Origin of the sequence: Parafilimonas sp. (assembly GCF_051953455.1) — a bacterium.
GTDB lineage: Bacteria > Bacteroidota > Bacteroidia > Chitinophagales > Chitinophagaceae > Parafilimonas.
This window is the reverse complement of the sequence record NZ_JBQCIT010000025.1, coordinates 54,355-68,453: the sequence shown is the minus strand read 5'-3', so window position 1 is coordinate 68,453 and position 14,099 is coordinate 54,355. Positions and strand designations below refer to the sequence as shown.

Genomic DNA, 14,099 nt, shown 5'->3' with positions numbered 1-14,099 from the left:
TATAATGCAGGGGCAGGTTAATCCAAAACTTTTTCAATAGCCTCAAGTTCTTCTTCGGCAAACTGGAGGTTATTGAGAGCGGAGAGGTTATCGTTCAACTGTTCTTTTGAGGTTACATTAATTAGTGCGCTTGTTATTTTTTTGTCTTTCAGCAGCCAGGCCAGCGACATTTGTGCCAGCGACTGGTTGCGTTTCCTTGCAATTTCGTTTAGCTTTTTAATATAGAAGTTGGTGGGCTTTGCATTGCCTGCAACTGCAGGAATACCCTTTAAATTTTTGTGTACAAGCAATCCTTTGGATGAAGAGGCGATGCGCCCCACACCATTTGTTTCCAGCACTTCCGGCAGGTGCGTTTCGTTCCAGCGCATGAACATTGAATATTCAGACTGGTGAATTAAACACGGTGTGCCCAGGCTTTTTAATACGTCAATCGCCTGCTTTGCCTGTTCAGCATCATAATTGCAAATGCCTGCATATAAAGCTTTCCCGCTTCTCACAATGTGATCTAATGCCATCATTGTTTCCTCAACCGGTGTTTCAGGATCGGGGCGGTGCGAGAAAAATATATCAACATATTCAAGCCCCATTCTTTTTAAACTATGATGGCAGCTTGTCATTAAATGTTTACGGGACCCCCAGTTGCCATAAGGCCCTTCCCACATAGCATACCCGGCTTTGGTGGATATAAGTAATTCATCGCGGAGGTTGCCTGTAAAATCCTGTTTCAGTATTCTTCCAAAATTTTCTTCGGCGCTGCCGGCAGCAGGGCCATAGTTATTGGCAAGGTCAAAATGTGTAATGCCATTATCAAAAGCATGATGAATGATCTTCCTGCCGTCTTCAAAAATATCAATCGTGCCAAAGTGGTGCGAAAGGCTTAATGAAATAGCTGGCAGCAATATCCCGCTTTTGCCACACCTGTTATATTGCATATTTTCATACCGCCCCGGAGAAGGAATATAAAGCATAAAGCCAGTTTAATTACAATTGCCAAAAATATACAGAAGCTGCCATCTGCATATAAATATTAACATCGCCGTCATTTTCCGCAAACATTTGATAGCGATGCTTAAAAAACATGCCACAATTCCCATTTATAAAAAAACCTGTTCTTTTGTAAGCATCTTTGTTCCTGGTGTTGTAAAACAGGACACAGCTAAGCTGTTTTAATTATTCGTATGAAATTTATTTTTATAGCATTTATATGCGTGGTATCACTTTCTGCTGAAAGCTGCCATACAAAGCCGCCGCAGGAAACAGGCAATTTCAGGCCAGCGGATTTGGTTGAACTTATTAAGTTAGACCCAACCATCCATCTCGATATACGTTATGCCACCAGCAATAATTTTGTTGGGAGACCTATGTATAAAGAAGCAAGGGCTTTCTTGCAAAGACCGGCTGCCGAGGCATTGGTGCGGGTAAATGCAGCATTAAAACCATTGGGTTACGGCCTGGTGGTATTCGATGGCTACCGGCCCTGGAGCATTACTAAACTTTTTTGGGATGTAACACCCGAAGACAAAAAGAAATTTGTCGCCAACCCTAAAAACGGTTCAAGGCATAACCGCGGCTGTGCTGTTGACCTGAGTTTATACGACCTTAAAACCGGTAAAGAAATTGAAATGACGGGGAATTATGATGAGATGACGGAACGCTCTTACGCTGATTATACCGGCGGCACCGCAACGCAGAGAAAAATGCGGGATTTGCTGCGCTCAAAAATGGAAGCAGAAGGGTTTAAAGTATATGAGTATGAATGGTGGCATTTTGATTATAAAGACTGGAAAGAATATGCCATTGCCGATGTGCCGTTTTCAAAAATTCATTAGGCAATTCTCACCCTGCCATCTCCAGAAACTTTTTATGCAGCTCCAATACCTGCGGCAACACAGCAGTTTGCTCATCGTTGATGATAACAAAATCGCAAAGTTTCATTTTAATGGTTTCATCAAGCTGGTTATTCATGCGGGCAAGCACTGCTTCCCGCAAAACATTGTCGCGGTCCATCACTCTTTGCAAACGCAGATGTTGCGGTGCATATACGCCGATAATATAATCAAGATTGGCTGCAGCAGGCGATTCAAACATCAAAGCCGCTTCTTTAATTATATAAGCAGATGATTGAGCGTTTGCCCATTCATCTGCCGCGGCAATAGTCACGGGATGCACAAGCGCATTCAGTTGCTCCAGCTTGAACTTATCATTAAAAACAATGCCGGAGATGTATTTCCTGTTCAGTATATTATTTGTGTATGCTTCTTTACCAAACAAATTAATAATGCCTTCTTTTAAAGCGGCATTTTCATTCATAATAGTTTTGGCTGCTTCATCAGCATAGAAAACAGGAATGCCCAGTACGCTGAATATTTTTGATACGGTGGTTTTGCCACTGCCCATTCCGCCGGTTAATCCTATTTTAAGCATGCACGTTTTTTATGAACATAAAAAATCCGGAATTTTTACAAACCCCGGATTTAAAAAAAGCAAATATCTTAATTTATTTCTTATCTGCGTCTGTGGTTGATTTATTTACCTGCGCTGTCCATTCCATGCTGATGGCGGACCTTTCAATCTTCATATAACTGCCGGGGCTGGTTTCAAGCTGCAGCGTATTGTCTTCATTTATTTTGTTTATAGTGCCATGAATACCTGCTATGGTTACAATTTTATCTCCTTTCTGAAGGTTTTCTATAAATTTCTTCTGATCTTTTGCTTTCTTAGCCTGCGGACGGATCATAAACAACCAGAACACTAAAATAATAGCGCCCATCATTATTAAAGAAAAACTTGAATTTGGCTGGCCACCATCTGGCGAAGCCATTAAAAAAACAGTAAGCATCTGTGTCATTGTTCGGAATTATTAATTAAAAAATTGAGATTATTTATTTGCTGAAGAATCGGCCAGTATGGTGCCTGTAAATGCCAGGAACTGCGGTGCACGGTTACTGTTGTTTGCCGTTATGAATATTGTTTTGCGCACATCGCCCGGATGGCTTTTTTTTGTGTCGAATTGTGCATCAATCTTACCTTCCTGGCCCGGCGCTATCGGTTCTTTTGTATAATCGGCCACTGTGCAGCCGCAGCTTGGGCGCACCGTAATTAAATATAAAGGTTTATCGCCAATGTTTTTGCAGGTGAAAGTAATATTTACCACCTCGCCCATTTTTTTTGCACCAAAATCAATAGCCGTATCCTGCCATTGAATGCTGGTAAACTTTGAAGAATCTTTCAGCAAAGCTTCCATATTTTTTGAGCTGCTTTCTGCAGCGCTGTTACACGATGCAATGGCAACGCTTGTTATAATAAGAAAAAATAAATATTTCATACTAAAGGGCAAATGTACTGCTTTCTCAATTTGCCTTTTTTGATTTAAAATCTGTTTTGAAAATCTTGTTTTGCGCCACCAGGTCTTTATGAATACCATCTAAAATACCGTTTACAAAATGACCGCTCTGCTCGGTGCTGTAATCTTTTGCCAGGTCTATATATTCGTTAATGGTAACTTTTGGCGGAATGGTGGGAAAGTATAAAAACTCGCAAACACCCATCTGCATCAATATCATATCCAGTACAGCAATGCGTTCCGGATCCCAGTTTTTCAACCTGGCTTTAATTAAACCGGAGATATACTCGTTTTTATTGATGGTTGTTTGAAGCAATTCTTTTGCAAATGTTTTCTTTTCTGCATCCGGCATTTGCTGCAGGCTTAAAGCAGCAGGTTTTTGCAGCAGGTTTAACATCAGCGTGTTAAGCATTTCTGCATCATCATCCCAATTGCTGAAGTTTTCTTCTATATGCGCCACAAAACTTTCTTCGGGCAGCATCAGGTCAGAAAAAATATAGGTAAGGATATCTCTTTCGCTTTTAATATCCCTGCTTTGCAAATGAATATATTGTTTATATATTTCTGTTGAAATAAGCGTTTCATACGTGCTGCGCACAAATTCTTCCGTTGAGTCGAAGCTGAATTTGTATTTGGCCATCGCCTGTATGTAAGAATGATTTTCCAGGATAGCCCACAAAACCGTATTGCCCGAAAGTTTTATGTTTACATTTTTGTCTTCTGCAGTAGCAAGATGTTTGGATGCCCTTATCGCCGCATTTTTTTCTGCGTAGCGGGCAACTTCAGTAAGAAAATAAATGAGATAAGTGAAGAGGCGGGGCGTTTGATCGAGCCGTGTATCAAGAATTTTCACAGCTTCATTGTCGGAAATATTATCTGTACTGTCAAGCTGGTATAAAACCTGCATTACTTTAACCCTGATATTTCTTCTCGTAATCATCCTTTCCAAGAACTTTATTGGGCGCGAAGATAATTGGCCCTTTGTAATTAGAATAAAGAATTATGATTTGAAATTGTTAAGAAGCCTTCTTTTTGAACAGGGTGAAGCACGAACAGAGACATAATACACTGTGCGATAAAAAATTTGAAGGGTATTTGTGATACTACACCGCAGGTTTCGCTTTGGCGGTATGTTTGGCTGCCCTGGCCGCTTTTGCCCGGCGCCTTAATTCGGTGCGGGTTAAAATTACTTCGCGGCTGGTTTGGCCATTAATGCTGCTGTTTTCCTGCGCCCGGCGCATAAGGTAAGGAATTACATCGCGTATGGGGCCAAAAGGCAGGTATTTACTCACAGAATAACCGGCTTTGGCCAGGTTGAAGGTTATATTATCACTCATGCCGTAGAGCTGTGAAAAATGTATATGTTTATGATTATGAGGAATACCCTTTTCATCCATTAACTCCGCGGCACGCAGGTTGCTGTACTCGTTATGCGTGGCTATAATAGTGGCTATATCATTAATGTTATCAATACAATATTCAACGGCTGTGTTATAATCACCGTCGGTGAAAGATTTATCCTGCTGAATAGGCGACGGATAAGCCATTAGCTGCGCCCTTGTTCTTTCCTTTTCCATATAAGCGCCGCGAACAATTTTTAAACCGAGTATAAACCCTCTTTGCCTGGCAATGTTGTGATACATTCTCAGGAAGTTGAGCCTGTCGTGCCGGTAAAGCTGAATAGTATTATATACAATACATTTTTCACGGTTGAAGATCTCCATCATTTCCACAGAAAGCCGGTCAATGGGGTCCTGTATCCAGCTTTCCTCCGCATCAATTAAAACGCCTATATTCTTTTCGGCAGCCACTTCGCAAATATCATACATGCGTTCCCGCACCCTTTCCCATTCCGCTCCTTCTTCTTCATGATCGTGAATGCCGCTGCGCAAACGCGGGGCAGAGTTCATTATTTTTAATAATTCAAAGCGGGCAATTCCGGTAATTTTTACGCTGATGTACGGAATATTCGGCTGCGTGGCGGCATAGTTGATCACGCGGATAAATTCATCCCTTGCATGATCAAAATTTTCTTCGCCTTCTTTTGCTTCAACGCCATAATCCAAAATTACCTGTACGCCATATTCGCCTAATCTTTTTGCAACATCTGCTGTTTGTTCCAGCGTTTCGCCGCCTACAAACTGCTTAAATATGGTTTTTCGGATAATACCATGCACGGGCAAACCTGTTTTCATTAAAAAGGGTGTAACCCTCACACCAAGTGCAGAAAACCAGGGATAATTCATAGTGCCAAAAATAAAGCGGCTGGCCTGCAATTCTTTATTGGATTTATAAGCAAATGCTGTTTCTGTATTGTTGAAAGAAAGACGCATAACGAAGAGCTGATTCTAACGCGAATATCGGCAACTATGTATGAAGTAAAAAATATTAGGCCGGTATAGCTTAATCATAAGCGTTAAAAATTTTTAAACTGTATGTTCCCGCAGAAAACATTTAGTTATTTGATGAAACAAAAAAAACTTTTGAAGTATTAAGGTTTAAATCAGGCCAGTTATAATTTAGAGTTTTCAAACTTTATATATCATGAGAAAATTACTCCTGTTTGCCTGCCTGCTCTTGCTTGCGTTTGCCGCCACTGCGCAGGAACATAATTTCAATACAAAATATGTAAAGCCAACGGATACGTTGGTTGAACAAAAGATAGAAGCATGGCAGGATTTAAAATTCGGTTTGTTTATGCACTGGGGCACGTACAGCCAGTGGGGCGTGGTGGAAAGCTGGAGCATTTGTCCTGAAGATGAAGGCTGGACGCAGCGCCACGGGCCCTATTCAAAAAACTATTTTGAATATAAGAAAGCTTATGAAAACCTGCAAACCACCTTCAACCCGGTAAATTTTAATCCTGATAAATGGGCCGCCGCGGCAAAAGAGGCGGGCATGAAGTATGTTATATTTACCACCAAGCATCATGATGGTTTTTGCATGTTTGATACCAGGCAAACCGATTATAAGATTACATCACCCAAAACTCCTTTTTCATCAAACGCCAGGGCTAATGTAACCAAGGAAATTTTTGACGCATTTCGCAAAGATGGTTTCTTAACGGGCGCTTATTTTTCCAAACCCGACTGGCATTCGCCGGATTACTGGTGGCCTTATTTTCCGCCAAAAGACAGGAATGTAAATTATGATCCGGCAAAATATCCCGACAGGTGGAAGGCTTTTAAAGACTATACCTATAATCAAATACAGGAACTGATGACCGGCTATGGCAAAGTGGATGTGCTCTGGCTTGATGGCGGCTGGGTAAGGCCGTTGTCAACCGTGGATAAGAGTATTGAATGGCAGCGTGGCATTGTGTACGACCAGGATATTGATATGGCCCGCATTGCTAAAATGGCGCGCAGTTATCAGCCTGGCCTGATGGTGGTTGACAGAACTGTAAGCGGTGAGTTTGAAAATTATCTTACGCCTGAACAAACGGTTCCGAAAGAGCCGTTACCTTATCCCTGGGAAAGCTGTATTACCATGGGCAATTCATGGAGTTATGTGCCAAATGACCATTATAAACCCACCAATACTATTATTCATTTATTACTGCGTATTATATCAAGAGGCGGCAATTTATTGCTGAACATAGGCCCTTCACCGCTGGGCGATTACAGCGATACGGCCTACAGCCGTTTAAAAGAAATTGGCGCCTGGATGAAAGTGCATGGAGAAGCGGTATATGCCACAAAACCCTTAGCGCCTTATGAAGATGGTAATGTTTTATACCTGCAATCGAAAGATAAGAAAACGATTTTCGTATATCTGCTGAGTGATGATAAAGCGGATGATGTTGTATTACCATCTGCCATTAATTTAAAAGGCATCGCATTGAATAAAAAAAGCAAAATTGTTTTGCTGGATGCACCGAAAGAAAAAATCAGGTATAAAACAGAAGACGATTCTACAACACTGAGCATTCCGGCATCACTTCAAAATAAAACAACCGGCAAATATGCAGTGGCGTTTAAGATAATACTATAGAACTAAACTATTACGGCTGTAAACAGGCTTATCACTTAAAGGTAAGCCTGTTTTGAATGAAGGATGCAGTTAATCCTGGTGGAAAACCTCTTCCATAAAACTCCATATCTGCCCTTTGGCGGCGGCATCAGGCAGGGGTATTTGAGTGGGATCCGTTTCTTTCCACCAGCGTTGGGTTTCGGGATCTTCTGCCATTCGTTTCATATCTGCATTAAAATCGTCACCTGTATATTCAAAATAACTAAAGAGGAAATGTTTGCCATCAATTTCCTGCAGGTAAATAGAATAGTTCTGGATGTTGCTTTGTTTTATCTGTTTTAAAACGCCTGGCCAAACGGCAACATGCAATTCTTTGTAATAGGCCATATCTTCTTTTTTAAGTCCGGTAATGGATGCATAACGCTGAACCTTTTTTTGCATAGCGGCTTAATTTTTTGAAAGCGAAAGGTAAGCTATTGCATAAAATGAGTGTTTGTAATGCTGTGGCCGGGCAGCCTGGTAAATAATGAATAAATTTCTGCCGTTATATTTGAGTGCGTGTAATAAACTTTTTCATTCTTAAAAATATATTCAATATGAAAGCAGTTGGTTTTACAACATCATTACCCATAGAAGCAGCAGATAGCTTTATTGATTTTGAAATACCTGTTCCGGAACCAACAGGGCATGACCTGCTGGTAAAAATTAAAGCGGTTAGCGTGAACCCGGTTGATTTTAAAATAAGACAGAACAGCGCCAAAGACAAAGTGCTTGATGCGCCAAAGATAATTGGGTGGGATGCTTCGGGTATTGTAGAAGCTGTTGGGAATAATGTTACGTTATTTAAGAAGGGTGATGAAGTGTACTATGCCGGTGATATTAATAAGCCTGGCAGTAACGCAGCATATCAGTTAATAGATGAAAGGATTGTTGGCCATAAGCCAGCCCGTTTAAGTGATGCAGAAGCCGCCGCCATGCCGCTTACAACGCTCACGGCATGGGAAGCACTATATGACCGGATGCGGATTAATGAGAGCGATAAAGGCAAAAGCGTTTTAATTATCGGTGGTGCCGGCGGTGTGGGCTCTATTGCTATACAGATTGCCAAAAAAATAGCCGGCCTTCAGGTTATTGCAACGGCTTCACGCCCTGAAACGGTTGAGTGGTGTAAACAACAGGGAGCAGATATTGTAGTGAACCATAAAGATCTCGTGAGCGAAGTACGTAACGCCGGTTTTAAATATGTAGATTTTATCCTCGACTTTGTTAATACCAATACTTACTGGGATGCGATGGTGGAACTGATAAAACCACAGGGGCATATTGCATCCATCACGGGTTCTGCAGAGCCGGTTGCTTTAACTAAATTAAAAAGTAAAAGCGTAACCTTTAGCTGGGAGTTTATGTACACCCGTTCTACTTTTGAAACAAACGATATAATAGAACAGCATCACATCTTAAATAAAGCTGCAGCATTATTTGATAATAGCACTTTAAAAACAACATTAAATAAAACCTTTAATGGATTGAGTGCTGATAACCTTAAAGCTGCACATCGCTTACAGGAAAGCGGGAAAGCTATTGGTAAAACGGTGATTGTATTTTAATTATAAGCTGTACGCTTCAGGCTGCAAGCGGCCCATTCTAAAGGAAGGGGCTTTCAAAAGCGCGATTAATTGAATGTTGTTTATATAATTAGCGGCTTGCCAGGCCTTCTCTTCGGGAAGGTTTGGATGGGCTGTTATTCCGTTCTCAAACTTTTAATGGGATTAGCCATCGCCGCCCTTACAGATTGAATACTTATCGTTAATAAAGCAATCACAACTGCAATAGTGCCTGCTATTATAAAAACCCATCCGCTGATGTGTATGCGGTAAGCAAAATCAAGCAGCCATTTATTCATCAGCCACCAGGCCACCGGTGATGCAATAAGCACGGCAATCAAAACCAGCTTTACAAAATCAATGGAAGACAATCGCACAATTGTTGGAACGGAAGCACCCAAAACTTTGCGTATGCCTATTTCTTTTTTGCGCTGGGCAGTAGCTTGTATTATCAATCCCAAAACACCCAATGCTGCAAGGAACATGCTTAACCCGCTGAAGAAAGAAAAGAGTTGCTGCAGCCTGCTTTCGGCCTTGTATTGTGCAGCCAGCATATCATCCACCCATTTTATCTCCAATAGTTTATCAGGATAAAACCGCCGCCAAAGTTTTGAAACAGCTATCGCTACCTGTTTTTCCTGCCCGGGCCTAACTTTTATAAGCATGCCGCCATATTCGGGCGATGGCCCTGCAATAATAATAGTTGGTTTCATAGGTTCTTTCAGCGATTCATTATTAAAATCTTTTATGATGCCAACTGGTGTTGTATGGGCCTGCCTTATCGGCACACCTAAATCTTTTACCTGCAACACCTTTGCTGTATAAGCAGTAATTAATGAAGACTGCTGATTAGCTGCATTTGCATACAGTGCAGAATCTCTTATTTTCATCAGCGAATCAGGGTTTAAAATATCAGCACTATAGGTTTTGTTGAGCAGGCGGCCTTTTATTAAACGAAGCCCCATCACTTTATCTAAATCAATATCGCCATTAATATACCATACGTTAATATTACTGCCGGGATGGCTTGGATTTTCTACTTCTGAGCTCATGAAACCAGCGCCTACAGTAGGCAACCATGAAGTAATGCTGGCAGCTTCCACAGCAGGATTTTGCAGCAATTCATTCTTAAATGATTCCCCTTTCCCCGCCCATGAAACCTGGCCAATGCTTAAGAGGTTTTTTGCATCATAGCCCACATCTTTATTCTTTAAAAATGAAACCTGCTGCTGCACCACGATCAAAGCAATTAATACTATAACAGACATGGAAAACTGCAATACCACAAGGCTTTTTCTCACCATGTTCTGGCTGCCGCGGCTATTACTCAGCAACTCGCCTTTTATAGTGGCTGCTGGTTTAAAGGCAGATAAAACCAATGCAGGATAAATGCCTGTTATAATACTTACAAGCAACACACCGCCATAACAATAGAGGAATAAATGATAAGATGCAGTGAATGTTTGTGCAAGATGGTGGTCAATGAAATGTTCAAGCGAAGGCAATGATAACCGGTAAATAATAGTTGCCAGCGCTGTGGCAATTAAAAAGTACAGGAAAGCTTCCGTGAGAAACTGGAAAACGAGTTGCTTACGCTGTGCGCCTAATATTTTTCTTACACCGGTTTCCTTTAAACGCTGCAATGCCCTTGCGGTGCTTAGGTTCACAAAATTCACGCAGGCAATTACCAATAATAAAACAGCTACGCCTGAAAGAATGTAGATGTTTTTATAATCACCTTTTATGGCCTGGTAGCCTGAAAAATCTGAATGCAGGTAAATATTTTGTATGGACTGAAACTCGAACTGGTAGGGTTTTTTAACGGTTACAAAACCTGCATACCACTTGTTTACTTTAGCGGTGAATTGCTTAATGTTTGTGCCTGGCTTTAATAAAATATAGTTTTCAGAAAAAGTGCCGTATTGCTCTTTCAATAATTCATCGTTACGGGGTTTAACTACAACAATTGCATTAGCACGCATAACAGAATTGGCAGGCAAATCTTTAATTACGCCGGTAATAATATAAGGGCTTGGCTTGTCGGAATATACAGGTACGCTGTAAACGATTTTGCCAACAGGGTCTTCATGTGGAAAGAATTTTTTGCGGAAGCTTTCGGTGATGATCAGGTTCCTGTTATCGCCGGCAATATATTGTCGTGGGTTGCCGGAAAGTACATGTAAATCCAGCATTTGCCATACAGTAGTGTCGGCTGATAATGCGGTTACTTCAATGCCGTTTGCGTCACTGTTATCAAGCTTTAATCTTGTATCTGTATTCCTGATACCTGCGGCGGCTTCCACTTCAGGAAAGTTATTTTTTAATGCCGTTACCAGCCCTGTTAAAGAGGATGAAGAGCGGTCATACAATCCATCGCCCATTTTATTTATTGAAATAATGCGGTAGAGATCGTTGCTCCGGCTCCATTGTTTATCATACGACAAATCATCCAGCACAACAGTAGCCACCAGCATGCAAGCGCATAAACCTATCGTTAAGCCAAGTATGTTTATGGCTGAATAAATTTTGTTGTGCGAAATGGTTCGCCAGGCGGTGTTTAAATAGTTCTTAAGCATAGAAGATGGTTTGTTTAGCTGTAAGTTGCTATCCCTAAAGGAAGGGAATTTAAGAGCATGCTAATTGAATGTTGTTTATATAATTTGCAGCTTACAAAGCCTTCCCTTCGGAAGGTTTGTATGCGCTGTCATTCCGTTCGCAACGATTTCACCGGGTTGGCCAGCGCTGCTTTTATTGCCTGGAAGCTAATCGTTAACAACGCTATTCCTACTGCAATACAACTCGCCAACACAAACAGCCAAAAACTTATATCTGTTTTATACGCAAAATTCTCCAGCCACTTATTCATACTGTAAGTGGCAACCGGGATGGCTATAACAATGGCTATAACAACCAGCACAATAAAATCTTTGCCCAACAGGCTTACAATATTTGTAACACTTGCACCCAGCACTTTTCTTACGCCAATTTCTTTGGTGCGCAACTGTGCTGAATACGTTGCCAGCGCCAGTAAACCGAGGCAGGAAATAAAAATGGCAATGCCTGCAAAAATGTTGAACAGCAATTTGGTGCGGTTATCTGTTTTATACAGCTCATCAAACTTTGAATCAACAAAACTGTAAGTGAAAGGGTTTACACCGGGATATTTATTGTATATCTTTTCTACCGATTTTATTGCCTGTTGTGCGCCGGCAGCCGTTGTTTTTACATAAAGCATATTTTTCCAGCGGTGCGTCCAGAAAACAAACGGGCTGATTTTATCTTTTAAAGATTTAAAATGAAAATCTTTTACTACGCCGATTATTGTTCCGGGCACATCATGCAGGCTCATTTGCTGGCCAACATAAGGCGGCTTAATGCCCATTTGTTTTACCATTGTTTCATTAATGATATAGGCAGAAGTGTCAGATGGCATACCCGTGAAATTGCCGCCTTCAATAAATGTAAAATTCATTAAAGGAAGAAAATCCTTGTCAATATTAGCGCTGCTTACGATCATGCTATTATCTTTCAATTTTCCCGGCCAGTCAATGTCGCCTGTTGAGTTGCCATAATCGGCTATGTTATAAACATTGGATAAAGAAGTAGCTGATATGCCCGGTGTTTTATTTAGCTCTGCCTTTACGGCATCAATATGATTAATGGCTTCATCGCTAAGTGGCACCGTAAAAACATATTCTTTATTATAACCCAGGTTTACCTTGCTTATGTATTGCATTTGCCGGCCGATAACCAGTGTGCAAATAATAAGTATTACTGAAATAGAGAACTGAAAAACCACCAGCACTTTACGCAGCACAATGCTGCTGAGGCTTTGACTTATTTTTCCCTTTAACGAATTGATGGGGTCGAAAGACGAAAGATATATGGCAGGATATACGCCCGCTAAAATTAATGTGCCTGAAACGGCAACGCCCACCAGCATCCACACAGAAGGATTGGCAAGTGAAAATTCCAGCGATTTACCGGATATGTTATTATAAGCAGGTATAAGCAGCCCTGCAAACACAAGCGCCAATGCTGCGGCAATAACGAATATGATAACCGTTTCTGCAACAAACTGTATAAATAACTGCCATTTATTCGCGCCGATTATTTTACGCACACTTACTTCTTTTGCCCTTGCCATGGCACGTGCAGTTGACAGGTTTACATAGTTAACCGCAGCAATAGCCAGTAATAAAATAGTGATGATTGTAAATACCTGCACAATACGCAAACCCGATTTATTGCCATCAGCCGATATGAGATGTTTTTCGGACAAAGGTTGCAGCATAAATTTTGTTTTGCTGTCGCCATTGCGGGCATCTTTGTACGCTTTGGTTAAAGCGCTTTCTAAAGTTGCAAAATTTGTGTTGGGCTGCAGTTTTACATAGGTGTCGTAAGCATAATTGCCGAGGTCTTCATCAATGGTTTTCCAGTCGCCATTGCCACCCCAGGCTGTAAACATTTTGGCATATAAACTCATGGGGAATAAAGCATCAAAACGCAGGGAAGAATTTTGAGGAAAATTGTGCAATACGCCTGTAACAATAAAGCTTGCCGTATCCCAGCTTACTACTTTGCCAACAACATCGTCTGTTCCGAAAATCTTTTTTGCCGTTTCTTCTGTAAGCAGAATATTATTGGTAGCAGTAAATAAATTATTGGCTGCGCCTTTAATGGTATTGAAATTAAAGATTGAAAAAAAACTGCTGTCAATGTATGCTACATGCAGTCCCGAAATAAGCTTCTTATCGTTTGGCTGACGAAAAGTGATGCCCCAGTCATCATTCACTCTTGTTACCGCTTCTACCTGCGACAATGAACGTGCATATTTGTATAAAGGCCCCGGCACACCGCCCCAAACCTGTTCTTTTCCGTTGGCATCAAAATGAGCGCTCAGGTTATAAATTCTGTTATAATCTTTATTAAATTTATCAAAGCTGCTTTCATCCTGTATCCATAACAGTAATAAGATGGCGGTGGTTAGCCCGATTGATAAACCAAGAATATTAATGGCTGTATAAAACTTATTTTTCCATAAGCTGCGCCATGCTGTTTTGATATAATTTTTAAACATAACAAGATGGTTTGTTTAGTGAGTTTAGATCTTCAACTTTACGTTAGTTAATTTACTATCTCATTATTCATTACAGATGCTCATGTATACCACAATAATT

Annotated in this window: 12 protein-coding genes; 3 read left to right on the top strand and 9 right to left on the bottom strand. The window is 40.9% G+C overall.

Annotation, left to right across the window (positions count from 1 at the left end; genetic code table 11):
* Positions 1-17 precede the first annotated feature (17 nt).
* Positions 18-968 (bottom strand): aldo/keto reductase, encoded by a 951-nt coding sequence (locus ACTHN6_RS09690; protein ID WP_440435554.1) that lies wholly within the window; start codon positions 966-968, stop codon positions 18-20.
* Between the two features lie 210 nt (positions 969-1,178).
* Here ACTHN6_RS09690 and ACTHN6_RS09685 point away from each other — a divergent pair, with 210 nt between their 5' ends.
* Positions 1,179-1,829, top strand: a complete 651-nt coding sequence (locus ACTHN6_RS09685; protein ID WP_440435553.1) for a M15 family metallopeptidase — start codon at positions 1,179-1,181, stop codon at positions 1,827-1,829.
* Positions 1,830-1,836: 7 nt separating this feature from the next.
* On the opposite strand, the gene coaE is transcribed toward ACTHN6_RS09685, so the two are convergent.
* From coaE to ACTHN6_RS09660, 5 genes are all read right to left on the bottom strand, one after another.
* The gene (gene coaE, locus ACTHN6_RS09680) at positions 1,837-2,424 is read right to left on the bottom strand and encodes a dephospho-CoA kinase (protein ID WP_440435552.1); all 588 of its coding nucleotides are present in this window, start codon (positions 2,422-2,424) and stop codon (positions 1,837-1,839) included.
* A gap of 73 nt (positions 2,425-2,497) precedes the next feature.
* On the bottom strand, positions 2,498-2,848 hold the full coding sequence (gene yajC, locus ACTHN6_RS09675) for a preprotein translocase subunit YajC (RefSeq protein ID WP_440435551.1): 351 nt from the start codon (positions 2,846-2,848) through the stop codon (positions 2,498-2,500).
* Between the two features lie 30 nt (positions 2,849-2,878).
* A complete protein-coding gene (locus ACTHN6_RS09670; protein ID WP_440435550.1) occupies positions 2,879-3,325 on the bottom strand; it encodes a DUF1573 domain-containing protein in 447 nt (148 codons plus the stop codon).
* Between the two features lie 25 nt (positions 3,326-3,350).
* Positions 3,351-4,283, bottom strand: coding sequence for a transcription antitermination factor NusB (nusB, locus tag ACTHN6_RS09665; protein WP_440435549.1), 933 nt, complete (start codon positions 4,281-4,283; stop codon positions 3,351-3,353).
* A gap of 163 nt (positions 4,284-4,446) precedes the next feature.
* Entirely contained in the window at positions 4,447-5,676 is a 1,230-nt protein-coding gene (locus ACTHN6_RS09660; RefSeq protein WP_440435548.1) for a proline dehydrogenase family protein, read from the bottom strand.
* A gap of 211 nt (positions 5,677-5,887) precedes the next feature.
* On the opposite strand from ACTHN6_RS09660, the gene ACTHN6_RS09655 reads away from it, so the two are divergent.
* Positions 5,888-7,336, top strand: a complete 1,449-nt coding sequence (locus ACTHN6_RS09655; RefSeq protein ID WP_440435547.1) for an alpha-L-fucosidase — start codon at positions 5,888-5,890, stop codon at positions 7,334-7,336.
* 69 nt (positions 7,337-7,405) lie between these two features.
* Here ACTHN6_RS09655 and ACTHN6_RS09650 read toward each other — a convergent pair whose 3' ends face one another.
* Positions 7,406-7,756, bottom strand: coding sequence for an L-rhamnose mutarotase (locus ACTHN6_RS09650; RefSeq protein ID WP_440435546.1), 351 nt, complete (start codon positions 7,754-7,756; stop codon positions 7,406-7,408).
* 155 nt (positions 7,757-7,911) lie between these two features.
* On the opposite strand from ACTHN6_RS09650, the gene ACTHN6_RS09645 reads away from it, so the two are divergent.
* Positions 7,912-8,922, top strand: a complete 1,011-nt coding sequence (locus ACTHN6_RS09645; protein WP_440435545.1) for a zinc-binding alcohol dehydrogenase family protein — start codon at positions 7,912-7,914, stop codon at positions 8,920-8,922.
* 134 nt (positions 8,923-9,056) lie between these two features.
* Here the strand turns inward: ACTHN6_RS09645 and ACTHN6_RS09640 are convergent, their stop codons facing one another.
* Together ACTHN6_RS09640 and ACTHN6_RS09635 are read right to left on the bottom strand one after the other, a co-directional pair.
* Positions 9,057-11,495 carry an FtsX-like permease family protein gene (locus tag ACTHN6_RS09640; RefSeq protein ID WP_440435544.1) on the bottom strand — a complete coding sequence of 813 codons (2,439 nt, stop codon included), beginning with the start codon at positions 11,493-11,495 and terminating at the stop codon, positions 9,057-9,059.
* A gap of 128 nt (positions 11,496-11,623) precedes the next feature.
* Entirely contained in the window at positions 11,624-13,999 is a 2,376-nt protein-coding gene (locus tag ACTHN6_RS09635) for an ABC transporter permease (RefSeq protein WP_440435543.1), read from the bottom strand.
* Positions 14,000-14,099 lie beyond the last annotated feature (100 nt).

Bases quoted from the DNA above. Each gene is read 5' to 3' on its own strand.
- ACTHN6_RS09690 (WP_440435554.1), bottom strand. From the start codon at position 968: ATGCTTTATATTCCTTCTCCGGGGCGGTATGAAAATATGCAATATAAC.
- ACTHN6_RS09685 (WP_440435553.1), top strand. From the start codon at position 1,179: ATGAAATTTATTTTTATAGCATTTATATGCGTGGTATCACTTTCTGCT.
- coaE (WP_440435552.1), bottom strand. From the start codon at position 2,424: ATGCTTAAAATAGGATTAACCGGCGGAATGGGCAGTGGCAAAACCACC.
- yajC (WP_440435551.1), bottom strand. From the start codon at position 2,848: ATGACACAGATGCTTACTGTTTTTTTAATGGCTTCGCCAGATGGTGGC.
- ACTHN6_RS09670 (WP_440435550.1), bottom strand. From the start codon at position 3,325: ATGAAATATTTATTTTTTCTTATTATAACAAGCGTTGCCATTGCATCG.
- nusB (WP_440435549.1), bottom strand. From the start codon at position 4,283: ATGATTACGAGAAGAAATATCAGGGTTAAAGTAATGCAGGTTTTATAC.
- ACTHN6_RS09660 (WP_440435548.1), bottom strand. From the start codon at position 5,676: ATGCGTCTTTCTTTCAACAATACAGAAACAGCATTTGCTTATAAATCC.
- ACTHN6_RS09655 (WP_440435547.1), top strand. From the start codon at position 5,888: ATGAGAAAATTACTCCTGTTTGCCTGCCTGCTCTTGCTTGCGTTTGCC.
- ACTHN6_RS09650 (WP_440435546.1), bottom strand. From the start codon at position 7,756: ATGCAAAAAAAGGTTCAGCGTTATGCATCCATTACCGGACTTAAAAAA.
- ACTHN6_RS09645 (WP_440435545.1), top strand. From the start codon at position 7,912: ATGAAAGCAGTTGGTTTTACAACATCATTACCCATAGAAGCAGCAGAT.
- ACTHN6_RS09640 (WP_440435544.1), bottom strand. From the start codon at position 11,495: ATGCTTAAGAACTATTTAAACACCGCCTGGCGAACCATTTCGCACAAC.
- ACTHN6_RS09635 (WP_440435543.1), bottom strand. From the start codon at position 13,999: ATGTTTAAAAATTATATCAAAACAGCATGGCGCAGCTTATGGAAAAAT.